Origin of the sequence: Granulicella pectinivorans, assembly GCF_900114625.1 — a bacterium.
In the GTDB taxonomy this organism is placed as follows: domain Bacteria; phylum Acidobacteriota; class Terriglobia; order Terriglobales; family Acidobacteriaceae; genus Edaphobacter; species Edaphobacter pectinivorans.
Genome location: NZ_FOZL01000001.1, coordinates 2,090,269 through 2,115,060, shown reverse-complemented (window position 1 = coordinate 2,115,060; position 24,792 = coordinate 2,090,269). Strand labels below are relative to the sequence as shown.

The 24,792-nt window shown below is 61.9% G+C and carries 20 protein-coding genes; 3 read left to right on the top strand and 17 right to left on the bottom strand.

The window, feature by feature from the left end; translation table 11 throughout:
- Window positions 1–19: 19 nt before the first annotated feature.
- The 7 genes from BM400_RS08490 to BM400_RS08460 form a co-directional block, all read right to left on the bottom strand.
- A complete protein-coding gene (locus BM400_RS08490; RefSeq protein ID WP_089838441.1) occupies window positions 20–1,447 on the bottom strand; it encodes a rhamnulokinase in 1,428 nt (475 codons plus the stop codon).
- The gene (locus BM400_RS08485; protein ID WP_089838440.1) at window positions 1,444–3,639 is read right to left on the bottom strand and encodes a bifunctional rhamnulose-1-phosphate aldolase/short-chain dehydrogenase; all 2,196 of its coding nucleotides are present in this window, start codon (window positions 3,637–3,639) and stop codon (window positions 1,444–1,446) included. Before BM400_RS08485 ends, BM400_RS08490 begins: the two co-directional genes overlap by 4 nt.
- 285 nt (window positions 3,640–3,924) lie before the next feature.
- Entirely contained in the window at window positions 3,925–5,013 is a 1,089-nt protein-coding gene (locus tag BM400_RS08480) for a substrate-binding domain-containing protein (protein ID WP_089838438.1), read from the bottom strand.
- Window positions 5,014–5,260: 247 nt separating this feature from the next.
- Window positions 5,261–6,445, bottom strand: a complete 1,185-nt coding sequence (locus tag BM400_RS08475) for a sugar isomerase (protein WP_089838436.1) — start codon at window positions 6,443–6,445, stop codon at window positions 5,261–5,263.
- A 59-nt stretch (window positions 6,446–6,504) separates the two neighbouring features.
- Window positions 6,505–7,161 carry a LutC/YkgG family protein gene (locus tag BM400_RS08470; protein ID WP_089838434.1) on the bottom strand — a complete coding sequence of 219 codons (657 nt, stop codon included), beginning with the start codon at window positions 7,159–7,161 and terminating at the stop codon, window positions 6,505–6,507.
- Complete coding sequence (locus BM400_RS08465) at window positions 7,158–8,612, bottom strand: LutB/LldF family L-lactate oxidation iron-sulfur protein (RefSeq protein ID WP_089841641.1); 1,455 nt, start codon at window positions 8,610–8,612, stop codon at window positions 7,158–7,160. Before BM400_RS08465 ends, BM400_RS08470 begins: the two co-directional genes overlap by 4 nt.
- Window positions 8,605–9,345 (bottom strand): (Fe-S)-binding protein, encoded by a 741-nt coding sequence (locus BM400_RS08460; RefSeq protein ID WP_089838432.1) that lies wholly within the window; start codon window positions 9,343–9,345, stop codon window positions 8,605–8,607. Before BM400_RS08460 ends, BM400_RS08465 begins: the two co-directional genes overlap by 8 nt.
- A gap of 385 nt (window positions 9,346–9,730) precedes the next feature.
- On the opposite strand from BM400_RS08460, the gene BM400_RS08455 reads away from it, so the two are divergent.
- The gene (locus tag BM400_RS08455; RefSeq protein ID WP_089838431.1) at window positions 9,731–10,900 is read left to right on the top strand and encodes an L-rhamnose/proton symporter RhaT; all 1,170 of its coding nucleotides are present in this window, start codon (window positions 9,731–9,733) and stop codon (window positions 10,898–10,900) included.
- A 347-nt stretch (window positions 10,901–11,247) separates the two neighbouring features.
- Here BM400_RS08455 and BM400_RS08450 read toward each other — a convergent pair whose 3' ends face one another.
- The 3 genes from BM400_RS08450 to BM400_RS08440 form a co-directional block, all read right to left on the bottom strand.
- A complete protein-coding gene (locus BM400_RS08450) occupies window positions 11,248–12,309 on the bottom strand; it encodes a UDP-glucose--hexose-1-phosphate uridylyltransferase (RefSeq protein WP_089838428.1) in 1,062 nt (353 codons plus the stop codon).
- Complete coding sequence (gene galK, locus BM400_RS08445) at window positions 12,306–13,430, bottom strand: galactokinase (RefSeq protein ID WP_089838426.1); 1,125 nt, start codon at window positions 13,428–13,430, stop codon at window positions 12,306–12,308. Before galK ends, BM400_RS08450 begins: the two co-directional genes overlap by 4 nt.
- A 203-nt stretch (window positions 13,431–13,633) precedes the next feature.
- Entirely contained in the window at window positions 13,634–14,845 is a 1,212-nt protein-coding gene (locus BM400_RS08440; protein ID WP_245781756.1) for a glycoside hydrolase family 88/105 protein, read from the bottom strand.
- A 150-nt stretch (window positions 14,846–14,995) separates the two neighbouring features.
- Here BM400_RS08440 and BM400_RS08435 point away from each other — a divergent pair, with 150 nt between their 5' ends.
- Window positions 14,996–16,570 (top strand): ribulokinase, encoded by a 1,575-nt coding sequence (locus tag BM400_RS08435; RefSeq protein ID WP_089838422.1) that lies wholly within the window; start codon window positions 14,996–14,998, stop codon window positions 16,568–16,570.
- Between the two features lie 226 nt (window positions 16,571–16,796).
- On the opposite strand, the gene BM400_RS08430 is transcribed toward BM400_RS08435, so the two are convergent.
- Together BM400_RS08430 and BM400_RS08425 are read right to left on the bottom strand one after the other, a co-directional pair.
- Entirely contained in the window at window positions 16,797–19,403 is a 2,607-nt protein-coding gene (locus tag BM400_RS08430) for an ABC transporter permease (RefSeq protein WP_089838420.1), read from the bottom strand.
- A gap of 8 nt (window positions 19,404–19,411) precedes the next feature.
- A complete protein-coding gene (locus BM400_RS08425) occupies window positions 19,412–20,116 on the bottom strand; it encodes an ABC transporter ATP-binding protein (protein WP_089838417.1) in 705 nt (234 codons plus the stop codon).
- A 100-nt stretch (window positions 20,117–20,216) separates the two neighbouring features.
- Between BM400_RS08425 and BM400_RS08420 the strand changes: the two genes are divergently transcribed.
- Window positions 20,217–20,930 (top strand): arylesterase, encoded by a 714-nt coding sequence (locus BM400_RS08420; protein WP_089838416.1) that lies wholly within the window; start codon window positions 20,217–20,219, stop codon window positions 20,928–20,930.
- A 46-nt stretch (window positions 20,931–20,976) separates the two neighbouring features.
- On the opposite strand, the gene truB is transcribed toward BM400_RS08420, so the two are convergent.
- The 5 genes from truB to BM400_RS08395 all read right to left on the bottom strand — a co-directional run bounded on the left by truB (window position 20,977) and on the right by BM400_RS08395 (window position 24,582).
- Window positions 20,977–21,849: a tRNA pseudouridine(55) synthase TruB gene (gene truB / locus BM400_RS08415; protein WP_089838414.1), complete on the bottom strand. Its 873-nt coding sequence runs from the start codon at window positions 21,847–21,849 to the stop codon at window positions 20,977–20,979.
- Window positions 21,846–22,466 carry a GTP cyclohydrolase I FolE gene (gene folE / locus BM400_RS08410; protein WP_089838413.1) on the bottom strand — a complete coding sequence of 207 codons (621 nt, stop codon included), beginning with the start codon at window positions 22,464–22,466 and terminating at the stop codon, window positions 21,846–21,848. The genes truB and folE overlap by 4 nt, the downstream gene beginning before the upstream one ends.
- 12 nt (window positions 22,467–22,478) lie before the next feature.
- Window positions 22,479–22,883: a 6-carboxytetrahydropterin synthase gene (locus BM400_RS08405; RefSeq protein WP_089838411.1), complete on the bottom strand. Its 405-nt coding sequence runs from the start codon at window positions 22,881–22,883 to the stop codon at window positions 22,479–22,481.
- Window positions 22,880–23,293: a 6-pyruvoyl trahydropterin synthase family protein gene (locus tag BM400_RS08400; protein ID WP_089838410.1), complete on the bottom strand. Its 414-nt coding sequence runs from the start codon at window positions 23,291–23,293 to the stop codon at window positions 22,880–22,882. Before BM400_RS08400 ends, BM400_RS08405 begins: the two co-directional genes overlap by 4 nt.
- Before the next feature lie 224 nt (window positions 23,294–23,517).
- A complete protein-coding gene (locus tag BM400_RS08395) occupies window positions 23,518–24,582 on the bottom strand; it encodes an SDR family oxidoreductase (protein ID WP_089838408.1) in 1,065 nt (354 codons plus the stop codon).
- Between the last annotated feature and the right edge of the window lie 210 nt (window positions 24,583–24,792).

Here is a 24,792-nt window from a genome sequence, read left to right as displayed (position 1 = left end):
AGAAATGGAAAGCGCCGACCTACCCCATCGCCGGAATCAACATTTCGGCCCAGCGACTCACCGCCTCGGCAAACGCCCCAGTCGAATCATCCCGATCCCCATCCAGCACCGCCAACTGCACCGCCAGATTCCCCACCGTAGAGCTCTCCGCCGACCCACGAAACACCTGCAACCCCGTAGCCTCAGCCGTCAGCCGGTTCAGAAACTCATTCTGGCTAGCTCCGCCCACCACAAACAGCCTCTTCAGCTCCTTGCCCGACAACTCCGCGATCCGCGCCAGCACCTCGGCATACCGCGCCGCCAGCGACTCAAAGATCAGCCGCGCCATCGCCGGAGCACCAGCAGCCGACTCATCCATCGCAGCCAATCCACGCCGCACCCGCTGCGCATTGATCCGCCCCGGCATATGCCCCGCCAGCATCAAATCCGCCTCATCCACATCCAGCAGCCCGTCCGCCCTCGGAGCTCGCTCCGCCGCCGCCACCAGCTCCGCAATCTCCCACGCCGAGCCCCACTCATTCATGCACTGCCGCAGCAGCCACATGCCATTCACATTCTTGTGAAAGCAGGTCCGCCCGCCAACCGCACCCAGATTCGTAAAGTTCTCCGCCGCCGCAGCCGCTCCATTCCGTGGCTGCTCCAACAGCGTCCCCACCAGCGACCAGGTCCCCGAGCTGATATAGGCCCAGTCATTCCCCACCGCCGGAATCCCGGCAATCGCCGAAGCCGTGTCATGGCACGCCGGAGCAATCAGCGATGCGCCCTCCAGCCCCGGCAAATTCATCGTCCCCAGCAGTGTCCCCGGAGGCACAACCGGCAGCGCCCGGCTTACATCCAGCCCCAGCGCGTCGAAGATCTCCAGACACCACTCCGGCTCATGCAGCTCCACCATCTGCGTATGCGTCGCATTGGTCAGCTCCGCCACGCGTGTCCCACCCCACCGAGACAGAAAATACTCCGGCAGATTCAGCCACTGCACCCCAGGCTTCCGCCCCGCGAGCTGATCCGCAAACTGCTGATACACCGTATTGATCCGGATCAGTTGTATCCCGGTCAGCTCCCGCATCCTGTCCGCGGGAATCTTCTTATGCGCCGCCACCTCGGCCGCAATCGTCCTCTCATCGCGATAGCAGAACGGGTCTTCCAGCGGCACGCCATCCGCATCGATGCGCACGTAGTCCACCGCCCAACCATCCACCGCCACCGAACGAATCCCCTCGGTAGCAATCGCCGCAGCCTTCCGCAGACCGTCTTCCACCCCGGCCGCGATCATCCCCAGATCCCAACGCAGCCCATCGTTCTCACGCGGGCTATTGGCAAACCGGTGTACCAGCGAAACCTTCGGCCCCGCCTCCGTCCAGCGCAGCAGGCAGACCCGGCAGCTCTCCGCTCCCAGGTCCACCGCCACCACTGCTCTCTTATCTGCCGGAGCCGACACGAAGCTCATCTTAAAAACGCCTCGACCAGCCCGCCGTCCACCGGGATCAGATGCCCCGTCGTGCAGCGCGCCGAAGGTGCCGCCAGGAACATGATCGCCGCCGCGCAATCCTTCGGATCGATCGGCTGATGCGTCAGCGTGCGCTTCGCATAGAAGCCCGCCAGCACATCCCGCAGCTCGTTGTCCGTGAAGCTCGTCTCAAACGGCAGACCATACTTCGACAGCGAAGCAATCACGCGATCCCGCGGGAACATCGTCGATCCCTTGACGACCGTAGCCGGGCTGATGCCGTTCACACGCACCGTGGGCGAAAGCCCAACCGCAAGCTCGCGGACGAGGTGGCTCAGCGCTGCCTTCGAAACGTCATACGCCTCGGAGCCACGCTTCGAAACCACAGCATTCGCAGAGCTGGTCAGCACAATCGAACCATCGATGCCCTGGTCTTTGAAAATGGGAGCAGCTTCATCGGTCAGGATGAAGTTGGCCGTCACATTCACCTCCAGCGTCACGCCCCACATCGCATCCGAGATGATGCCATCGGGCGAAGACGGGAAGATCGCCGCCGTGTTGATCAGAATGTCGAACCCGCCAAATTGCTTGATCGTCGCGTCCAGAGCGGCCTTGATCGCCTTGCGGTCGCGGATGTCGATCGACGTCCAGATCACCGTCTCCTTACCCGAGATTGCCGCAACCTCAGCCGCCACAGCCTCCGCACCGGCAACGTCGCGGTCCGCCACAACGATATGCGCGCCACGCTCCGCCGCCATCAGCGCAACCTCACGCCCAATGCCGCTTCCTCCGCCCACGATCAACGCCACGCGGCGGCTCAGTTCCTTCTCTGGCGGCTGACGGCGAATCTTCGCCTCTTCCAGCTTCCAGTACTCGATCCGGAACGCCTCGCTCGCGGGCAGCGCCACATAGTTCTGGAACATCTTGAACTGGTCGGCCGTCGCAGCCGGTCCAGCCTGCGGAATATCGAGGCAAACCCCACCCGCACCCAGCGCACCCGCGCCCTGCATCACGCCAATCGCGTTGATGTAGAACTCACCCGTCAGACGAGCCTCCGTCTTGTTCTTGCCAAACGTAAACATGCCCACGCCGGGAATCAGCACCACGGTCGGCGAGGCATCGCGAATCGCCGGCGAATCCGGCAGCGCATGCGCGTTGTAGTATTCCGCATACTCCGCGCGATACGTAACCAAAGCGGTTTCAATCAGCCCCTTGAGTTCCTTCGGATCACCCGACGGATCCCACGGAATGTACATCGGACGAATCTTCGTGCGGATGAAGTGATCCGGGCAGCTCGTCCCCAGGTGCGCCAACTGCTTCGCCTGCTCCGAGTTCACAAACTCCAGCACCTGCGGCAACTGCGAGAAGCTCCCAATCCAGCGCTGCTTGCGCGAGACCAGGCCACGCAGGAACGGGAAGATCTCGAGCGCAATCTTCGCGCCATCGGCGTGCGTCTTCACCTTCGCTCCGCCGAACACCTCGTGCCCCTCGGTCTTCGCATGACGCTCGATGAACTGCCCAATCTGGTCGATGATCGTGATCGTGCTCAGGTAGCTCTCACGCTGCGTGTTGCCCCACGTAAACAGCCCATGCCCGCCCAGAACCACGCCGTCGCAACCCGGCGTCTCCTCGACGATCTTGCGCAGCATCATGCCCAGCTCGAAGCCGGGACGCTGCCACGGCAGCCACGCCAGCTTGTGCCCGAACTCCGCGTTGAACTCCTCCATCTTGATCTTGCCGTTGGCCGAGGCCGCCAGCGCGATCCCCCAGTCCGGGTGCAGATGGTCCACATGCGGGAACGGCAGAAATCCATGCAGCGGCGTGTCGATCGAAGCCGCCACAGGATTGTTGTTGAACGTGCACATCGGATACAGATCCACCATCGCGTCTTCCGCATCCACGCCCTTGTACGCCTTCTCCAGCGACAGCAGACGATCCAGATACAGCGTCGCAAACCCCGTCCGCTTGATGCTCCCCAGATCGCCGCCCGATCCCTTCACCCAAAGCACATCCACCAGCTCGCCCGTAATCGGGTCCACTGACCGCAGCTTCGAGCTCGTGTTGCCGCCACCGAAGTTCGTAATCCGCAAATCGGAACCCAGCAGGTTCGACCGGTACCGCAGAAGCTCTGGCTCATCCAGCGTGGCGGCAACGGCATCATCCCAACGATCTTCAAGAAACTTCAGCGACATAATCGAATCCCTCTAAGCGGTTAAATGCAAACACCCAAACAGAAATTTCGGCCCGCAAAGGCCCGTACCATCATTCCACACCAAAACCCAATACAGCAACTATTCCAAATCCGAAAAAACAAACAAAATCTTCCCGCAAATCCTCGTCATCCTGAGCGCAGCGAAGAACCCCCGTATTGTTTGCGCCGCCCAACTCCAAAGAAGCCACAAACCCGGGTGCCCCACATCGCGCTTCTGCGATGTGGGAACACGCGCCGCAAAGTCCCACCAACCCCGTACTACTCCCTATTCCCTACTCCCTGTCTCTTTCGTCACCATCTTGTGATCGACATAATTGTAGGGCGGCACATGCTGTCCACGCAGCAACGAAAGCCCCAGGTGGATCAGGCTGGGCCCATACGAGCTCGTCTCGTGCGACACCGACCCGATCAGTGGCGACTTATCCTTGTGCATCTCCGTCACGGCCTCGGCAATGCAGTCCTGCCCCACGATCGCAACATGCTTCTCGCGCCCCGCCGCCCGCACCGCATCGACGGCACCCAGCGCCGACGTATCGTTCGCCGCCGCAATCAGGATGTGCTTGTCCTTCGGATGCCGCGTCAAAAAGTCCGCAACCAGCTTCTTGCTCTTGTCCCGCATGCCGCGCCCATCGATGCGCACAAAGCACTCCACCGGCACATCCGGAAAGATGCTCTTCACGCCCTCAAACGCGCCCGTCGTGCGGCTCTGCACCAGGCTGCCGGCCTCCGGCAGGTCCAGCCCGATCATCCAGTCCACCTTGCCGCCCCAGTTCTTCTCCGCATGCCCAGCCAGCGTCGTTCCCGCCTCGAAGCCGCAGCGGTAGTTGTCCACGCCAAAATACGTCGCATGCGGGTGTGGAATATCGATCGCAATCAGCGGAATCTTCGCCGCCGCAATCTTGTCCGCGATCACCGGAGCCACCTCCTGCTCCACCTGGAACTCGATCACCAGGTCAACCCGGCTCTTCACAAACTCTTCCGCATTCCGGATCGCGGTCGCCGCGTCGTACTGGTTATCCAGAATCACCAGGTCCACGCCCACACTCGCCGCGGCATCCTTCAAACTCTCCGTCACCTCGACGGAAAACGGCATATCCGCGCTCTGGCTCCCGAACCCGAACCGCATCTTCGTCGGCCGCGTCACCTGCCGGTACAGCCCATCCGGCGACTGCGACAGATACCCGCGATGCACAAACGTCTTCAACACCCGGTACACCGTCGTCTTCGAGATCCGCGTCTGCCGATGAACCGCCTCTAGCGTCATCGGCTGGTTCTCAGACTGCATCAACTCCAGAATGTCCAAAGCCTTCGACAACACAGGGATCAGATAAAGCCGCTTCGTAGTCTTCTGCAAAGTAGTCGCAACTCCAGTGGGGATAAAAACGCGTACAGCAATTCAAACACGAAACCGCAGCGATCCAGATTCCCCCTAGAAACAAATTCCAGGCCGCCAAGCCGCGATCTCCCACATCTCGCGTTTGAGATGTGGGAGGTCGCGCCACGGCACCCGACAGCGACCAATGGGAGCCCCGCGCGCAGCAGTCATAAGTCACGAAGTGACCGCCCCGCGCGCAGCGGGCCCGTCCGGCAAGACACACGCATCAAGCGTAGCTCGACCCGCCACCAGCATTCGAAGCCGCCCGCTCCGCCGTAATCGTCTTCAAATACTCGCCCGCGTGAAGATCCCCCAAAGGATCCACCGAGAGCCCACGAGCCTCCCTCCACTCCTTCACCACAGGCCTCACATCGGTCCAGAACGCCCCGCGGAACGCCTCTTCGGCAGCCACCAGCTCGCAGCGATCCTGCAGCTCGGCAAGCTTCTCCTGGTCGACGAGAGCGGCCTTCGCATAGAGCTCCTGCGCCGTCACCACCGTCTGCACCATCGCCTCCAGCTTGCCCTTCATGTTGTGGCTCTGGTCGATCATGAACGCAACGTCCCCTTTACTGCTGGCCGGGCTCGAGATGAACTCATGGAAGATCCGGAACACCTGGTACGGATCGATCGAACCCAGCGTCAGGTCGTCATCCGCAAACTTGCGATCGTTGAAGTGGAACCCGCCCAGCGCATCCAAATGCAGCAGCCACGTCACAATCTGCTCGATGTTCGTCCCCAGCGCATGATGCCCCGTATCCACCAGCACCTTCGCCTGCGGACCAGCCGTCCTCGCCAGCTCCCGCGCCATGCCCCAGTCCGCGATATCCGTATGGTAGAAGGTCGGCTCAAACGGCTTGTACTCCACCAGCATCCTCTGCCCCGGACCAAGCGCCGCATGCGTCTTGTTCAGCGAGTCCTGCAGCCACTCGATCCTGCGCCGCATGCTCTGCGTCCCCGGATAGTTCGACCCATCCGAAACCCACATCGAAACATCCTTCGATCCCAGCGCCTTGCCGATCTCCACAGAGTCCACGCAGTGCTGCACAGCCTTCGCGCGAATCTCCGCCGAAGGGTTCGCAATCGACCCAAACTTGTAGATCTGGTCCTGGAACAGGTTCGGATTGATCGACCCGGCTTTCACCCCATGCTTGGCCTCCAGCGCCTGGATCGCCGGCACATCCGCCAGCCCTCCCGGCAGATCCCAAAGCACATGCAGCGCCACCGTGGGCGCAGCGCCCGTCAGCCGGTTCACCTCAGCCGCATCGGCAAACTTCTGCGCGATGGTCGAGGCCGCCGCAGGCTGCAAAAACTTCCCAAACCGTGTGCCCGTATTGGCAAATCCCCACGAGGGAACCTCGATCTTGAACCCGTCCAGCGCCGCCCAAACCCGTTTCGTCTCTTCTGCCGTCATGCGTCCCTCGTTTCAAATCAAACAAAAATCCAATGGCGAAACAATATCATCCGCGAGCCTCAGCGGTCCACGACAACAATCACATCCAGAAAGCGCGGCCCATGCACGCCCTTGATACGCGTCATCTCAATATCCGCCGTCGCCGAAGGCCCCGAGATAAACGTCGTCGCAAAGCTCTTCCGTGCCGCGATGCGGTCCATCGCCTCCGGAACCGTGGCCACCACATCGCTGGCCTTCACCACGCACAGGTGATAATCCGGCACCAGCGACAACACCCGCCGCCCCTGCCCAGCCACCGTCTGCAACACGATCGTGCCCGTCTCCGCAATCGCCAGCGTCGACTCCGTCACCACGCCCTCGAAGCGATCGATCGCCGGAGCCGAAAACCCATCGTCTTCGACGAACTCGAAGCCCTCCGGAAGTTGAACCCGATCCATCCCTGGAGCCGCCAGCAGCCGCGTCTTCCCTCGCGCAGCCAGCAAGCCGCCCACCACGCTTGAGACCTCAGCCGCCAAAGCCCGAACGACCGTGGCATCATAGTCCCGCAGACGATCTTCGAGCAGTTCCAGAACCTCTTCCGTGCCACGGGTCGTGCCTCGCGTATACGCCCGGGGCAAAGCCTCCCACGCCGCATCCACGTCCGCCGCCGCAACCGCTCCGCCCCGGGCATTCGCCGCCCGAATCGCCTGCAACATTCCCTCTCTCGATAAACTCATTTGCCGCGCGCCTCCCACCAATCCCGAAACGTCTCCTTCGGCATCGACTGCAGATCCCGGACCTGCGTCCATCCGCCCAGCAGACCGGGCAACCACCCGATCCATCCCTCGCCGTTGCCATCCTTGCTCACCAGAGGCCCCTCCGCCAGGCGCCCCAGCCTCTGTGCCGCACGAAAGCGCTTTTCACTGCGGAAGATCATCGCCATCGTCTTCATCGCAACCGACTCCGCCGTCAACCCGGCCTCTTCGACCACGCGGCTGCGCAGATGCACCAGAATCTCCGGAATGTTAATCTTCACCGGACAAACCTCGTAGCACGCCCCACACAGTGACGACGCGTACGGCAGCGTCTGCGCATGTTCCATGTTCATCAACTGCGGCGTCAGAATCGCGCCAATCGGCCCGGCATACACGCTCCCGTACGCATGCCCCCCCGTCTGCTTATAGACCGGGCAAGCGTTCTGGCAAGCCCCACATCGAATGCAATTGAGCGTCTGCCGCCCCTCGCCATCGGCCAGCACCTTGGTCCGCGCATTATCCATCAGAACCACATGGAACGCCTTCGGTCCGTCGGCCTCATGCGGATCCACGCCCGTCCAGATCGAGTTGTACGGATTCATCCGCTCGCCGGTCGCCGACCGTGGCAGCACCTGCAACAGCACCTCGAGATCCTGCAATCGGGGCACCACCTTATCGATCCCAGCCACCGTGATCAGCGTCTCCGGCAACGTCAGACACATACGCCCATTGCCTTCGCTCTCGACGACGCACACGCCGCCCGTCTCCGCAATCAGGAAATTCGCGCCACTCACGCCCGTCTTCACCTTCAAAAACTTCTCACGCAGAAATAGACGCGCCGCATCCGCCAGATCCTGAGGCGTATCCCCCAGGTTCGGCAGGTTCATCTCGCGTTTGAAGATCTCGCGAATCTGCTGCCTGTTCTTGTGCAGCGCCGGAACCACAATGTGCGAAGGCTGGTCATGCCCCAACTGAATGATCAGCTCAGCCAGATCCGTCTCATAAGGCTTGATCCCCGCATCGGAAAGCGCCTTGTTGAGCTGAATCTCCTCGGTCGTCATCGACTTGATCTTGATCACTTCATCCGAGCCCGAAGCCTTCACCAGCCCGACAATAATCCGTCGAGCCTCCTCCGCATCCTTCGCCCAGTGAACCGTGCCGCCCGCCGCCGTACAGTTCGTCTCGAACCGCTCCAGATAGACATCCAGATTGGCCATCGTATGCTCGCGCAGCCTGCGTCCGGCCTCCCGCAGTGCCTGCCAGTCCGGCATCTCCTCCACAACCTTGGCCCGCTTGCCCTGGATCACGTTCGTCGCATGCCGCACATTCTTGCGCATCTGCGTATCGCCCACCAGAGCCCGCGCCGCCTTCGGGAACGACAGCGCCGTCCGTGGATCGAGAGGCTTATGCCCAATCGTCACCAGGTCACTCATGCCGCCCCCCGTCACTGGCCAGAATCTCCGCCAGATGCACCGTATGCACACCCGTCCTCTGCCGGTGCAGCGATCCCTGGATATGCATCAGGCAGGAGTTGTCGCACGCCGTACAAGCCTCCGCCCGCGTATTCAGCACCGCCCTCGTCTTGTCCGCCAGCATCGCGCTCGAAACCTCCGCGTTCTTCACCGCAAACGTGCCGCCGAATCCGCAACACTCTTCCACCCGCTCCAACTCGACGAGATCGATCCCACGAACAGCCCGCAGCAGCTTCAGCGGCCCATCGCCCAGCCCGAGCCCGCGCAGCCCATGGCAGCTCGCGTGGTACGTCACCCGATGCGGATAAAACGCACCGACATCCTCAAGCCCCAGCCGCTTCGTCAAAAACTCCGAGAACTCAAACACCTTCGGCAGCAACTCCGCGACCTCCGCCTTCAGCGTCTCGTCCTTCAGGTGCTCCGCCATCATCGGATAGTGGTCGCGCATCATCGCCACGCACGAGCTCGACGGCACAACCACCGCCTCCGCCCCGCGGAACTGCTCCACGAACCGCTCCAGCAGCGGCATCGCCTCCGCCTGGTACCCGGTGTTGTAGTGCATCTGTCCACAGCAGGTCTGTCCCGCCGGAAACTCCACGGTGTGCCCCAGCCGCTCCAGCACGCGCACCACGGCCTTGCCCGTCTCCGGAAAAAGCGTGTCGTTATAGCAGGTGATAAATAACGCAACTCGCAAAAGCCCACCCCAGTGAAAACAGAATCAACGAAAACGAATTTCCATCAGCAGAAACCCAAGACACAACGTCTGTCAAAGAAGAAACAAGCCAAACCGGCATCTGCCCAGGACCACCGCATCAAAAACCGCGGAAATCCTGTCTTATCTTCAACCGCCTGCACGAACCGGAAGGGCATGGCTTCAGCCATGCCATAAGCCCTTGCCGTTGCGAGCCATCTACTGATTTCCGAAGGAAATCGTCGCGGAGACGTCGACTCCACAGCGAGCACAACCGTCCCGCAGTCTCCCACGATAGTCCAATAGGGGTAATATTTCCAAGTGGTACCTCCCATCAGCTAAGATAGGACCGCGTTCCGCAACATTCTAGTTCGTCATCGAGGCACACGTGGGAGCCAACCCCTTTATCGGCGTCATCTATCACTGGATCGGCGGCTTCGCGTCCGCCACCAACTTCATCCCCTTCCGCGGGATCAAACGCTGGTCATGGGAGATCTACTGGATCATCCAGGGCATCGCCGCATGGCTCATCGCCCCGTCCGTGTTGGCCTTCATCTTCGTCCCCAACGTCGTCTCCATCCTGCGCACCACATGGCACACCAACCCCTCGTCCATCGAATACGCCATCCTCTTCGGCATCCTCTGGGGAGTAGGTGGCCTCACCTTCGGCCTCGCCATCCGCTACCTCGGCATCGCCCTCGGATACGCCATCGCCCTCGGCCTCTGCACCGCCTTCGGCACCCTCATCCCCCCCATCTATGACGGCTCCATCCACGTCATCATGCACAAGACCTCCGGACAGATCATCCTGCTGGGCGTCTTCGTCTGCGTCCTCGCCGTAGCCATCAACGGTGCCGCCGGCGTCTCCAAGGACAAGGAAGCTACCTTCGAAGAGAAGCAGGAGGCAGGCGAAGCGGACTTCTCCTTCGGCAAGGGCCTCCTGGTCGCCATCTTCGCCGGCATCATGAGCAGCTTCTTCGCCTACGGCCTCGCCGCCGGCAAGCCCATCGGCGACCTCGCCAAAATCGAGCTCGTCGCAGCCGGAAAGCCCGATCTCTTCCAGAACCTGCCCATCCTCATCGTCGTGCTCTGGGGCGGATTCCTCACCAACTTCGTCTGGTCGACGATACTGATCCTCAAAAATCGCTCCGGCCGCCAGTTCCTCGGCGAGCCCGGCCTCAACCCCATGCGCGCCTCCGCCACCTCCGGAGACACCCTCGTCGACTTCGACCCGCTCGACACCAGCACCTACGACCGCCTCGCACCGCGCACCCTGACGCTGAACTATCTCTTCGCCGCCATGGCCGGCGTCATCTGGTACTTCCAGTTCTTCTTCTACTCCATGGGCCAGACCAAGATGGGCAAGTACGACTTCTCCTCATGGACCCTGCACATGGCCTCGATCATCCTCTTCGCCACCCTCTGGGGCATCGTCCTCAAGGAATGGAAGGGCACCAGCTTCCGCACCAAAGCCCTCGTCACCGCAGGCCTCACCCTCCTCATCGGAAGCACGATCATCGTAGGCTACGGCAACTACATCGCCACCACCGGCCGCTAACCCAGCGACCAAACCGGGTGCCCCACAACTTGCCCTGAGCCTGTCGAATGGGTCTCGCTTCTGAGATGTGGGGTTTTTGATTGCTCCATCGAACTCCAAGAAAGCGGGCGTCATTCGAGAAACGCCCCCACGTGCGCCTATCGAAGACCGGCCGTCCCACTTTCCACCGGACAGGCAAATACCGTACTTTGGCCACATTTTCCATACTTTGGCCCACGTTCTACCGTCCAAAAGTTTGTGGTGAAACATTGGGTTTTTTGCATCGCTCACCCATAAGTCCCTTAGATCACCACGATACGCCGCAAGAGAAAAAGTGCACCGAAACCGGTGCACTTTCATACCAAGTTTTAGGCCAGAGGTCTGACCGATACCCCAGCCCGTCCAGCCGCATCCCGCAGCGTACCCGCTGCCGACTCCGGCGTAATATCCCGCTGCGGCGACCCCAGTAACTCATACCCCACCATGAACTTCCGCACCGTCGCCGACCGCAGCAGCGGCGGATAGAAGTGCAGATGAAACACCCACTCCGGATGCTCCTCCCCATCGAACGGAGCCGGATGCAGCCCCATCGAATACGGAAACGGCGTCTCGAAAACCCGGTCGTACGTAGCCGTCACCGCCTTCAGGATCGCAGCCAGATCGTCCCGCTCCATCTCCGTCATCCACGCAATCGAAGTCACCGGACGCACCGGTAACACCATCACTTCAAAGGGCCAGACAGCCCAGAACGGCACCAGCGCCACAAACGAATCGTTCTGCGCAAACACCCTCTCGCCCTGCGCCACCTCGAGCTCCCGGTAGGCATCGAGCAGAGCCCGCCCGTGCGTCTCGTAGTAAGCCTTCTGCGCGCCAAGTTCCGCCACAATCTCGTTTGGAATCTGCTTCGTAGCCCACACCTGCCCATGCGGATGCGGATTGCTCGCACCCATCATCGCCCCGCGATTCTCAAACACCTGCACGTAGCGGATGTCCTCCCGCGCACCCAGCTCCGTCGTCTGCTCGTCCCACACATCGACGACCTTGCGGATCTCCGCGACCTCCATCTTCGCCAGCGTGAGGTCATGCCGCGGCGAGAAGCAGATCACGCGGCAAACGCCACTCTCACTCTCCGCCACCAGCAACCCCTGCCCGCCCTCATCCATCGAGCCGGCGGGCACATCCGGCTTCAGGGCCGCGTAATCGTTGGTGAAGACGAACGTGCTGTCATACTGGGGCGTCGTCTCGCCACCCGCACGCGCGTTGCCCGGGCACAGATAGCAGGCAGGATCGTACTGCAGTGCCACTGGAGCCGGCGTCGTCTCCATCTGCCCCTGCCAGGGCCTCTGCGTGCGCTGCGGCGAGACCAATACCCACTCCCGCTTCAGCGGGTTATAACGGCGATGCGGCGTAGTCACAAACAGAGGATTCATTGCGCCTCCTTGGCGGCCAGGGCCAGCGCGCCGTCCGTAGCCTCGCAGATAAAGCAGTCCGCCAGCTTACCCGTCGCCTTCTCATACTCCGCACGAACCGCCTCGCGAAACGCCTCGGCATGAGCCGTCTCCACCAGGTTCACCGTGCATCCGCCGAACCCGCCGCCTGTAATGCGCGCGCCCAGACAGCCGGGCTGCTTCTGCGCAATCTCCACCAGCGTATCGACCTCCGCGCAGCTCGCCGCAAAGTCGTCGCGGAAGCTTGCATGCGCCTCGATCATGATCCGTCCAAACTCAGCCAGATCGCCCTTGCGCAACGCCTCGCGCGCAGCCCGCACGCGCGCATTCTCAGTGATCACATGCTTGCATCGCGCCGCGACCTCAGGACTCATCTCCCCCTTGCACTTCGCCAGATCCTCAAGCGTCGCATCCCGCAAAAGCTCGATCCCCAGCACCCGCTGGAGAATCGCCTGACCTGCTTCAATCTCATCCCGTCGCGACCCATACTCACCCGCCGACGACACCGCATGCCGCACCATCGAGTTGCAGATCACGATCCGCGCCGCACTCGGCAGAGGCAGCAACTCGAACTCCAGCGAGCGCGTGTCGAGCAGCATCGCCCGCTCCTTCACGCCCCCTGCAACGATGAACTGGTCCATGATGCCGCTCTTCGCGCCCACATACTGGTTCTCCGCCCTGCGGCACGCATTCGCAAGCTCCGGCAGAGGCATCGACGCTCCGATCAAGCCCAGCAAAGCCATCGCGGTCGCCACTTCGATCGAAGCCGAAGAGCTCAAACCGGCCCCCAGCGGAACATCGCCCTTGAGCGTCATATCGAAGCCCGGAAACGCAAAACCTGCCTGGGTCAAACTCCAAAGCACGCCCACCGGATAGTCGCTCCAGTGCCCCTTCGGAGCGCGCTCAAGCGTCGAGATCACGACCTCGACCGTCTCGCCGTAGTTCTCCGAGCGAAACGTCCCGATACCATCCTCACGCGGCGTAAGAGTCGCCACGGTGCCAAACCCGATCGCCATCGGCATCACAAGGCCGCCGGTATAGTCGGTATGTTCCCCGATCAAATTGACGCGCGCGGGCGCCTTGTATGAAAGCAGTTCTGCCATATATCCAGAAGACCTCGATCCTGATAATCGTACCCCACTGTCCAGCCCGGCGGGCGTCCTGCGCAGGCAGCGGTCACTTCGTCAACGAACGGAGCGAGCCAATGTATCCCGATCCCGGCCAGCGGGAGGACCACGCGAAGCAGTCACCCGTCACGAAGTGACCGCCCCGCGCGCACCGGGCCCGTCCGCAAGGACATCCACTCTTAGTGTTTCGCCATCTTGCGGATCTCGGTCGCGGCCAGCAGAAAGCCACCAACGCCATACGTATAGCTCGCCGTCGGCTTGAACGGCGCAGGCTCCGCCCCGGTCTGCTGAATGCAGCCGAGACGCCCATCCGCGTACACATGCGCCAGCATGCCCTTCCAGGCGCGCTCAATCACCGGGCGATAGACCTTCGCATCGAGAATCCCCTCGTTCACGCCCCATGCCATGCCGTAGGTCATCAGCGCCGATCCCGAAACCTCCGGCTGATCGTAGTCTTCCTGATCCAGCAAACCCGCACGCCAGAGCCCGTCTTTCCCCTGCAGCGAAGCAGCCTTCGCCGCCATCTCCCGCATCTGCAGCGCATAGAAGGCGCGGTTCGGATCGTCCTTCGGCAGGAACGGCATCGTCCGCGCGATCCCGCCCATCACCCATCCGTTGCCGCGCGACCAGAACATCTTCTTCCCGTTCGCCTCGGTCTTGCCCAGATAGCTCTTGTCGCGGGCATAAAGATGCTCCTGCTTGTCGTACAGGAGATCCGACGTCTTCTTCCACTCGTCGTCGAGATAGGTGATGTACTTCTTATCGCCCGTAATCGCATACATGCGAGCCCACACCTGCGGAGCCATGAAGAGCGCATCGCACCACCACCACTCAATCGCATGCAGGTCATCCTTCGCCACAAAGGGACGCGCCAGAGCGGCGTCCAAATCCGCCTGCAACGGCGCGATCATCGCCGGGTCCTTCTTCTTCATGAAAATCTCTTCATACGTCGCGCCAACGCTCTGATCGTCCGCATTCGGCGTCTTGGAACGCAGCTTCCACTCGTACTTCGCGCCCATCCGCTCCATCGCGTCGCGGTATTTCGGATCGCCCATCGCATCCGAGGCGGCCACAAAGCCGTTGTAGAGCACGCTCCACGTCCAGATCCGGTCGAAGTAAGGCTCGGACCGCGCAAGCTGCCAGTCGGCCACCTTCCGCGCGGCCGCATCCACCGCTGCCCGATTCAGCTTGGGCGACAACTTCGCCATCGGCCCGCCGTCGTCCGGGTCGTCCCCGAAGTGGCGTGAGTTGTCCTTGGTGATGCCTGCCTGCTGGGCCGCGTTCGGCTTGTTCCGCGCCGCGCGACCTCCATCCTGGGCGTACGCCGAAGACGTCGCGATACCGGCAACACACACCCAGGCTGCCATCCGTAGATTCATCCCAACACTCATGTCCATCCTCTTTCACGCTTAGAACCGGCAAGGGCAATCTACGAGAGCCATTCCACGCATGTCAATAGGCATAAAATTCCAAAGGATATATCGCCATTTGTCTCCCCGCAGTGCGCCCATTAGACTGGCCCTCTGGAGACGAACAAACTTATGGCGATCGTTGCAGGTGTGGACTACGGCACGTTGAGCGTGCGGGTAACGTTGTTGAGTGAAAACGGCCGAATCGGAACCGCGATGGCGGGCTATCCGCTCATGCGTTCCCGCGAGAACCCCGACCAGGCCACGCAGTCCCATGACGCGCAGATGGCCGCGCTCGTCACCGCCATGAAGCAGGTCGTCGCCGACTGCAACGTCGACCCCGCAAGCATCGAAGCCATCGCGCTCGACACCACCGGCTCCAGCGTGATCTTCGTCGACGAGACGATGCAGCCCCTCGACGACTACTACCTCTGGTGCGATCACCGGGCCAAGCTCGAGGCCCAGCAGATCACCGCACTGGCCCACGCGATGAAGCTCGAAGCCATCGACTGGTGCGGCGGCGTCTACTCGCACGAGTGGGGATTCGCCAAGTTGCTGCACTGGCTGCGGCACAATCCGGAGCTCAGGAAAACGTTTGCTTCAGCCTTCGAGCACTGCGACATGGTCGCCGCCACCCTCGCCGGCATCACAGACCCCAAACGCGTGAAGCGCAGCGCCTGCGCCATGGGACACAAATGGATGTGGAATCCAAAGTGGGGTGGCCTGCCTGCACAGAACTTCCTCTCCACCCTCGATCCCCTCTTCGACGGCATCCGAGCCAAGCTCGACGGCGAGTACCTCACCTCCGACCACGTCGCCGGCCACCTGTCAGAACACTGGGCCAGCCAAATGGGTCTAAAGCCCGGCATCCCGATTCCGGTAGGAGCGTTCGACGCCCACTGGGACGCCATCGGTGCAGGCTGCCGCGAAGGCGACGTCGTCAACGTCGTCGGCACATCCACCTGCATCATCGCCATGCAGAAGGAGGCCTCTCTCATCCCCGGCGTCTGCGGCGTAGTCCCCGGATCCGTGCATCCCGACTACGCCGGCGTAGAAGCCGGCCTCTCCGCCACCGGAGACATCTTCGAGGCGATCGCCAAACGCGCCGGAACCAACGTCAAAGAGCTTGCCCAAGGCCTCGAAGCCTACAAGCCCGGACAGACCGGCCTCCTTCGCCTGAGCTGGGACAACGGCGACCGCACCGTGCTGGTCAACGCAGAACTCGGCGGCATCACGCTTGGCTGGAACCTCATCCACACCGCACAGGACGAGCTCTTCGCCGCAATCGAAGGAACAGCCTTCCATACGCGGATCATCCTCGAACGCATGGCAGAGGGCGGCGTGCCGATCGAGCGCGTCATCAACGCCGGAGGCATCCCGCAGAACTCGCCGGTCCTGAATCAGGTCTATGCGAACGTGCTGAACAAGCCTGTGCTGGTGCCGGATGGCATCCCCACCAGCATCGGTTCGGGCATCTTCGCCATGTTGGCGATCGGCGCGTATCCAAGCGTAGAGGCCGCACAATCGAAGCTCTGCCTCGGGTACAGGACAATCGTCCCGGACCCCGCCGCCGTAGCCGTATACGAGGAGCTTTACCAGCTCTACCGCTCGGTCTATTTCGCCTTCGGAACACCCGGTGCCGAGGCCGTATCGCTCGGCGAGGTCCTCCCGAAGATCCGCAAAATCGCGGCCTCCGTCAGAGCCTAACGCAATCGGGCGTGGTCACACTCTCCAGTGGCCACGCCGCGTACCCTGCCCCACAGGGTGTTTCCCGTCTTTCACACAACAGAAGATGATGGCGATTCCGGCAACGACCGGGATAAGGATCAAAGGCAGCAAGTCGTAGAACATGCGCTCACCTGCTCAAGATCTGGAGTCGATCTTGAATTCGCAATGAGCATGCTCCTCAACCATCAGCTTTGGCTAGTCTTTTTTATTCCTCGCGCAGGACTTCAAGCGGTTTCTGGCCCAGCAGGCGATGACTGGCGATCCATCCCGTCAGCACCGTCAGGACGGCGATCGCAAGCAAAGCGACGAACGACGTCCCCCAAAGGTGAACGTACGCCACGCTGAGCGAACGCAGCAGGCGGTCCGCGATGAGGTTGGCGAAGACGATACCGACGAATCCGGCAATCAGGCCCAGGACGGCGAACTCGATCGAGAAGATGGTCGCAATGCGCGCGCGGGTAGCCCCCAGCGTCTTCAGCACAACCACCTCCCGCATCCGGCGGTAGCGCGTTCCGGCAATCGAGCTGGCAAGGATGATGATGCCGGCAAAGATGGAGAACGTCGCAAGAAACTGGATGACATACGTAATCTGCACGACGACCGAGCGCACCGTCTCCAGCGCAGCCGCGACGTTGATGACCGTCACCGTGGGGTAGGCCGTATAGAGCATGCGCTGGAGTTTGCCGACCTGGGCGGGATCGACATGGACGCCGCCGTACCAGACAGTGGGCAGCCCGGCGAGCGCCTGCTGCGGCAGAACGAACTCGGCCCGCCCGTAGGCATGCTGGCCATCGGAGCGGGTGATTGCCGTCACCCGGGCGGTAAAGGAGGAGTCCTGCGCGGCAAACGTGACGGTCGAACCGACCTTCAGGCCCAGCCTGTCGGCCACATACTTCTGGATGGCAACAACGGGATGATCGTGTGCGTTCGCGGCCTCTTCCGGCGTCCACCACGCGCCCTCGATCACCTTCGTGCCGTCCGGTGCCTCTCCCGTCACCGACCAACTCAGCGACATCGACTGGAGCATGCGTTTGGGCATGTTGGTCAGCTTGGCCTGCGATGCGGGAACGCCGTTCAGCTCCGTGATGCGTGAAGAGACCACGGGCAGCAGCTCCGGCGCCTTGGTAATCCCGGGAGCGTTGGTCAGCAGCGTGCGAATGCCGCCGATCTCCTCGTTCGTCATGTCCACAAGGAAGATGTTCGGAAGGTTCGGCGCGGAGGCCACATGAAGCTCACTCACCACCGCCTGCTGCACCAGATACACCGTCATAATCTGCATGACGCCCATGCCAAGCGCGGCCAGCAATGCCGCCGAGGGGTTGCCCGGACGATACAGGTTGGCGAGTCCATGACGAAGCGAAGACGGCAGCGAGAGGCGCGTCTTGCTCAAAAAGAACTTGAGCGCGCGTAGAACGGCCCAGGAGGAGATAAGCAGGATGAACAGCACCACGACCAGGCCGATGGTGAACCACTTGCCCACCTCGCGGGAGTCGGAAAGCGTGGTCGCGATCGCGCCGAGGCCACCCAGAATAAGCGCACCCGAGATGATCTGGGCATAGTTGCGTGTGAGCTTGCGGAAGATCGCCGAGACAAACGGATCGTCCGAGGACTCGTCCATCGCACGGCGCAGGATGAGGATAGGCCGCACATTGCGGATATCGAGCAGAGGCGGCAGCGTAAAAAGAAGCGTCGTCAGCACACCCGCTCCCAATCCCGTCGCAATCGACCGAAGATCGACGTGCAGGTCCGGCACGACGTTGATGAGTTTCGCAAGAAAGACGGGCAGAGCCATCTGCACGCCTACGCCGAAACCCACGCCGAGCAGGCCGCCCACGATGCCGAGCAGAAGCGTCTGCAGCAGGTAGATTTTGATCACCTGGCTCGAACGCGCTCCCAGCGACTTCATGATCGCGATGGTGTCCAGTCGCTGCTGGAGGTGCGCGCGCATCGCCATGGCCACGCCGATCGCTCCCAGAACCAACGCCACCAGCGACATCAGCGAAAGCAGGCTGGTGGCGCGGTCGAGTCCCTGGGTAAGGGCTGGGTTGGTCTCGCGATAGTCGACGACCTGCGACTCCGGCAGCATCTTTTCGAGCTTCAGCTTGAAGTCCTGCACCGCCGCGTCGTTCACCGTACCGTTCGGCCCCGTCTGCGGCATCTTGAAGAGAAAGCGCTGTCCTGCATGAGAGCCGGGGGCGAGCAGCCCCGAGGAGTCGAGCGCTTCACGCGACATCAGCACGCGCGGGCCGGCTGAAAAATTCGACGACAGCCGATCCGGTTCATTCAGCACCGTGGCGGCGATCTTGTACGTCCGATTGCCGATCTTGAGCTGGTCGCCCAGCGCGAGATGAAGGCGAAGGAGAAGGTCGTCGCCAACCGCCACGGAATCGGGCGTCAGCGCCGCGGACAGGCTCATGGAGGGTTCCAGATCCACCGTCCCGTAAAAGGGGAAACGCGATGGGTCCACCGCCTTCACACTGACCAGAAGCGGATCCATGGTGACAGGCACCGAAGCCATGGACATCAGCTCCGTCACCGGAGTGACCTTGATCCCGGAGGCCTCGACATCGGCGAGGCTCTTGATCTCGGCGGGGCTTGGCTGGCGAAAGGCCCGTGCGGACAAATCGGCCGCCAGAATGGATCGCGCGTGCGTAAGCAGGGTCGCCCGGAACGAGCTCGAAAAGCCCCGCACGCCCGTGAGCGCAGCCACGCCGATCGCAACCGACAGCAGCACAAAGGTGAACTTGCCCCGCGAAGCATGCATCTCGCGGGCGGCGATCTTGGCGGCGGATTGAAAAGAGAGGCTGGGCATCGGAGTGGTCAGTCCGCCTGGGTCAGTTCGTCGGAGAGGATAAGCCCATCGCGCAGCGTAATCCGGCGGTCGGCATAGGTCGCCAGAACAGGATCGTGCGTCACCAGCACCAGTGTCGTGCCTTCCACCTTGTTCAGGTCCAGCAGAAGCTTCAGCACGGCGGCTCCATTCACCGTATCGAGATTGCCCGTAGGCTCGTCGGCAAGCACAATCGGCGGACGCAGAATAAACGCCCGCGCCAGAGCCACACGCTGCTGTTCCCCACCCGAGAGCTGCACCGGATAGTGATCCATCCGGTCCGCCAGGCCGACCGCCGTCAGGAGTTGCCGGGCACGGGCCAGTCCGTCTTTCTGGGAGCCCCCGGGAGCTTTAGAGTCGGCGTTCAGTTCGTGCGGGAGAAGGACATTTTCAAGCGCCGTCAACGTGGGAATCAGTTGATACGACTGGAAGACGAAGCCGATGGTACGGCCACGAACCTGCGCCAGTTGGTCTTCAGCCAGATACGAGATCGCAACCCCGTTCAGCGAAACCGTGCCTGCAGTGGGGGTGTCGAGTCCGGCCAGGAGACCCAGCAGCGTCGATTTGCCGCTTCCCGACGAGCCCATGATCGCGGCGAACTGGCCGCGCGGGACGCTGAAATCCAGCCCTTTGAGAATGTCGACTGTGCGCGTGCCGTTGCGGATGGACTTGCGAATGCCTTGAACCAGAATCATCGGGGCTTCACTCACGTACAGGTTTCTCCTTGAAGGTACGAGGACGGGTACACGCCGGTTCCCCTTCTGCCAGAGTGGGGAGAACTGGTAGTTTGAAGATATGCGCTTACTCGGTGTTCTGATTCTAGCGGGAGTTGTGCCGTTTCTGGGCGGGTGTCGTGCGGATAAAGCATCACAGGCAGCCTCGGAGCTCGACGCACGCGTCTCCGTCCGGCAGCCAGCCGCGACTGAGCCCTCCGCCGAACCGCCCGCGGCGGCTGATAACCGACCTCTGATCGTGTGCTTCGGCGACAGCCTTACCGCCGGCTACGGCGAAGATCCCGGTGCGAGCTATCCCGATTACCTCCAGAAGGATCTCGACGCGGAGGGATACCGGTACCGTGTCGTAAACGAAGGCGTCAGCGGCAATACCAGCAAGGATGGCGTGGAGCGTCTGGCGGGCATCGTCGCCATGAAGCCGGCCGTGGTCGTCGTGGAGTTCGGCGGAAACGACGGGCTGCGCGGACTGAAGACCGAGACGACACGCGACAACCTGGCGAAGATCCTCAGCGGCCTGAAGGCTGCAGGGACGAAGGTCGTGATCGCCGGCATCTCTCTGCCGCCCGACTACGGCCCGGACTACGTCAAAGCGTTCACCGCCAACTATAGTTCGCTGGGCAAGCAGTTCAATCTGCCCGTGCTTCCCTTCCTCTTGCAGAACGTCTACGGCGTGGAGGGCATGATGCAGGGCGACAGGACGCATGCGACCGCCAGGGGCAACGAAGTCGTTGCGAAGAACGTGCTGCCTTACGTGACGCCTCTGCTCAGGAAATAAGCCGCGCATCGCCTGTGTTGCCGCTTGCCTCACCGCACCATCCGGCCTACCCGAGAACGACGATCGGTTGAGCCAGGGTCCCGGCGATGCGTTTGGCGATGCAGAGCATCTCCGTCGGAGAGGTGAAGACCTTGATGAGCGGTGAATGCGAGAAATCCGGGACATTGACCTGCATGCCATTGCGCATGCGTCCGGCCAGTTGCTCATCTACGGTCACGGCAGGCATGTCCGGAAGCAGATGCCGGGGGTGCGGCAGCAGCTTTTCGATCTCGGCAGGCGGCAGGGTCTTGAGCTGCTCGATCGTGATGGACTGGTCCAGCGTGAAGGCTCCGGCCTGGGTGCGGCAGAGCGACGAGAGATGCGCTCCGGTACCCGCCAGTTCGCCCAGTTCATGCGCGACCGACCGCACGTAGCCTCCCGCGGAGATGCTCATCGCAAAGCTCGCCGTATCGCCTTCAAGACCGGTAAGCGCGAAGTGATGGATGGTAATCCGGGCCGGCTTCACCGGCGCTTCGAGACCCGCACGCGCCAGCTTGTGCGCGGGAACCCCATGGATCTTCTTCGCGGAGTAAACCGGCGGAACCTGGTCCATCGTGCCGTGGAAGTGCGTCGCCATCTGCTGCAGTGCGGCCAGGCTTTGGGTCAGTGCTTTGGGTTCGGCGACAGGAACGCCCTCGGCATCGAAGGTATCGGTCGCAAAACCGAAGCGGATGTGGCCCGTGTAATGCTTCTCCGCAGCACCGAAAAACTGCGCCAGCCGCGTGTACTTCCCGAGCAAAAGAGGAAGCACCCCGGTCGCCATGGGGTCGAGCGTGCCAAGATGTCCGATGGACTTTTCGCCCGTCGCACGCCGCACAATCGACACGACATCGTGCGAGGTCATGCCGGAGGGTTTATTGAGGATCAGAAGACCGTTCACTGTTGGTTGCCACGTCCCGTACGCACCAGCGAGAGAAACTCGTTCCGCGTCTGAAGCTGCGTCTTGAAGACGCCCAGCATAGCAGAGGTGACCGTTGCGGAACTCTGCTTCTGGACCCCGCGCATCATCATGCACAGATGTTCGGCCTCCACGATCACAGCGACGCCCTGCGGGTTGATGGCTCCCGTAATCGCTTCGGCGATCTGCCGGGTGAGGCGCTCCTGCACCTGCAGGCGGCGAGCGAAGACATCGACGATGCGCGGCAGCTTGGAGAGACCGATCACCTTCCCCTGCGGCACATACGCGATGTGTGCCTTGCCGAAGAAGGGCAGCAGATGATGCTCGCACTGCGAGTAAAACTCGATGTCGCGCACAATGACCATCTCGTCGTAATCGACGTCGAAGAGCGCCTCGTGAAGGACCTCTTCGACCGACTGGGTGTATCCCTGCGTAAGAAACGCCGTCGACTTCTCCATGCGCTCCGGCGTACGGAGAAGACCGTCGCGGTCGGGATCTTCTCCCATGCGCCGCAGGAGCTCGCGGTAGATCTCCTGGGTGGAGGCAGCGGAGAGAGTCGTCTGGTCTTCTGTAGTTTCTTCAGGTCGTAGGGCGAGCATGGTTGCCTTTCGTTATTGGCCGGCGTAGTCGAAGGAATTGTTGCCTGTCTCTTCGACATGTACGCGCTCAAGATGGGCATGCGGGAACGGTTGGAAAACGCGGTAGATCTCGATGGCGAAGTTCTCCGTCGTGGGAACGACGCCGTCGAAAGGGGCGACAGTGTTGAGATTCTGGTGATCGAAGCGTTCCAGAAGATGCTGCGCGGCAAAGGCGTCGAGATCGGCAAGGTTGCACACCATGCCGGTAACCGGATCGACCGGGCCGCTCATCGACACCTCGACGATGTAGTTATGACCGTGGCCGAAGGGGTTGTTGCACTTGCCGAAGATCGCACGGTTCGTGGCCTCGTCGTACTCCGGGGCGTGGAGGCGATGGCTCGCGGACAAGTGATAGCGGCGATTCAGATGAGCCTTCACTTGGACTCTCCGTAGAAGTCGGCGAAGAGATCGGGCATCTCGTAAACACGGACGCGATGAAGGGTGGAATGCGGGATCTTGCCGTCGAGGCGGCGCCAGATCGCGATCGCGATGTTTTCCGTCGTCGGAACGGTCGAGGCGAACTCGGGAACCTCGTAGTTGAGGTGACGATGGTCGTAAACGCTCACGACTTCCTTCTCGAGAATGTCTTTCAGGAGCTTCAGATCGACGACAAAGCCGGTGACGGGGTCGACTTCGCCGCCCACGGTCACTTCGAGAGTGTAGTTGTGCCCGTGGCCGTTGCGGTTGGCGCACTTGCCGAAGACGCGTTCATTTTCCTCGGGGGTCCAGGCGTCAACCCAGTAGAAGTGCGCGGAGGAGAATTCGGCTTTGCGGGTCAGGAGGATCATGGTCGTCTACCAGCTTACTTGGATGCCCTGCATTGCGGGTGGATGCAAGCGAGTCGGGTCGGTACGCAGGATCAAAATCGGTGCGGGAATTTGTTTGGGGTGAAAAGGGATTCCGAAGGAGAAGAAGGCGGATGATCGAACGAGCGTGGGCCAAAGGCTCGCTGACACGCGGATCGCCCGCGCTGAACCCAGATCAACCTCAAAGCCAAACGCCCAGGACGACTCTAGGGAATCAAGCGAGCCGCCCGCAACCGCCCAAACAGACGGAAGAAACTCTCGTCGGTCGACTCGTAGTCCAGAAAACCCATCCGCCGGCTCTTCCCCATATCCGTCACCACCTCGATCGGCCGCCCCAGATCCGCATCCGTATGCCACGCCGAAACCAGCCGCGTCATATCCGGCTCCGCCAGCCCATGCCTCTCCGCAATCCCCTGCCAAACCGGCGCCGCGCTCGCCAACTGCGTCTCCAACGGAATCCCCTCGCCCGCAAACGCAGCCGGCTCCAGCCCAAAGTACCCGGCGATCCGCGCCCACATCCACTTCCACCGGAACACGTCGCCATTCACGATGTTGAACGCCTGGTCCCGCGCCGTGGGCGTCGTCGAGGCCCACTCCAGGTGCCGCGCCAGCAGCCCCGCATCCGTCATATCGGTCAGGCTCTCCCACTGCGTCGCCGAGCCCGGAAACACAAACGGCATCCCCGTCTCCCGGCAGATCGTCGCATACACCGCCAGCGTCACGCCCATGTTCATCGCATTCCCCACCGCATACCCAATGATCGTGTGCGGACGATGCACGCTCCAACCGAACCCCTGCCGCTCCGCCGCAGCAAACACCTCATCCTCCTGCGCGTAGTAGAAGTTCTCGACCGGCAGCCGCTCCTGATCCTCGCGAAACGGAGTGGCCGGCAGCACACCCTTCCCGTAGCTCTCAAACGGCCCGAGGTAGTGCTTCAATCCGGTCACCAGAGCCACATGCTCGACGGAGCCGGCCGGCTCGAGCGCCGTCAGCAGGTTCCGCACCATCGCCGAGTTCACCCGGATATTCTCCGCCTCCGTAGCCTGCCGCAACCACGACGTAAAAAACACGTGAGTGGGTTTCGAACCAGCCAGCTCCCGGACCAGCGAAGCCGGATCGGTCAGGTCAGCCGCCACAAAGCGCGTACCCTTCGGAATCCCCACAGCCTTCCGGGCCAGCCCATCCACCTGCCACCCATGCCCCAGCAAACGATCTGCCAGATTGTTGCCAACGATGCCAGTCACGCCTGCGATCAATGCCGTTCGAGTCATGCTCGTTCGATGCCAAACCCCGACCCGGCGACTCCCGATTGAGCCGCGCCCCGCTTTCGTTTAGGATTTGAGTTGTCCAAGGAGGATTTTCAGCATGAGCGCACCGCACGGGGACCACTTCATCGAGAAGCACTGGGGATTCGGTCTGATCCTCTTCGGCATCATCTTCGTTACGCTTCTGGTCTCGTTCGCACCAGTCATCTCGTAACC

Bases quoted from the DNA above. Each gene is read 5' to 3' on its own strand.
- BM400_RS08430 (WP_089838420.1), bottom strand. From the start codon at position 19,403: ATGCCCAGCCTCTCTTTTCAATCCGCCGCCAAGATCGCCGCCCGCGAG.
- BM400_RS08450 (WP_089838428.1), bottom strand. From the start codon at position 12,309: ATGAATCCTCTGTTTGTGACTACGCCGCATCGCCGTTATAACCCGCTG.
- BM400_RS08440 (WP_245781756.1), bottom strand. From the start codon at position 14,845: ATGAGTGTTGGGATGAATCTACGGATGGCAGCCTGGGTGTGTGTTGCC.
- BM400_RS08420 (WP_089838416.1), top strand. From the start codon at position 20,217: ATGCGCTTACTCGGTGTTCTGATTCTAGCGGGAGTTGTGCCGTTTCTG.
- BM400_RS08465 (WP_089841641.1), bottom strand. From the start codon at position 8,612: ATGAGTGACCTGGTGACGATTGGGCATAAGCCTCTCGATCCACGGACG.
- folE (WP_089838413.1), bottom strand. From the start codon at position 22,466: ATGCTCGCCCTACGACCTGAAGAAACTACAGAAGACCAGACGACTCTC.
- galK (WP_089838426.1), bottom strand. From the start codon at position 13,430: ATGGCAGAACTGCTTTCATACAAGGCGCCCGCGCGCGTCAATTTGATC.
- BM400_RS08475 (WP_089838436.1), bottom strand. From the start codon at position 6,445: ATGACGGCAGAAGAGACGAAACGGGTTTGGGCGGCGCTGGACGGGTTC.
- BM400_RS08400 (WP_089838410.1), bottom strand. From the start codon at position 23,293: ATGATCCTCCTGACCCGCAAAGCCGAATTCTCCTCCGCGCACTTCTAC.
- BM400_RS08425 (WP_089838417.1), bottom strand. From the start codon at position 20,116: ATGATTCTGGTTCAAGGCATTCGCAAGTCCATCCGCAACGGCACGCGC.
- BM400_RS08470 (WP_089838434.1), bottom strand. From the start codon at position 7,161: ATGAGTTTATCGAGAGAGGGAATGTTGCAGGCGATTCGGGCGGCGAAT.
- BM400_RS08395 (WP_089838408.1), bottom strand. From the start codon at position 24,582: ATGACTCGAACGGCATTGATCGCAGGCGTGACTGGCATCGTTGGCAAC.
- BM400_RS08435 (WP_089838422.1), top strand. From the start codon at position 14,996: ATGGCGATCGTTGCAGGTGTGGACTACGGCACGTTGAGCGTGCGGGTA.
- BM400_RS08485 (WP_089838440.1), bottom strand. From the start codon at position 3,639: ATGTCGCTGAAGTTTCTTGAAGATCGTTGGGATGATGCCGTTGCCGCC.
- BM400_RS08490 (WP_089838441.1), bottom strand. From the start codon at position 1,447: ATGAGCTTCGTGTCGGCTCCGGCAGATAAGAGAGCAGTGGTGGCGGTG.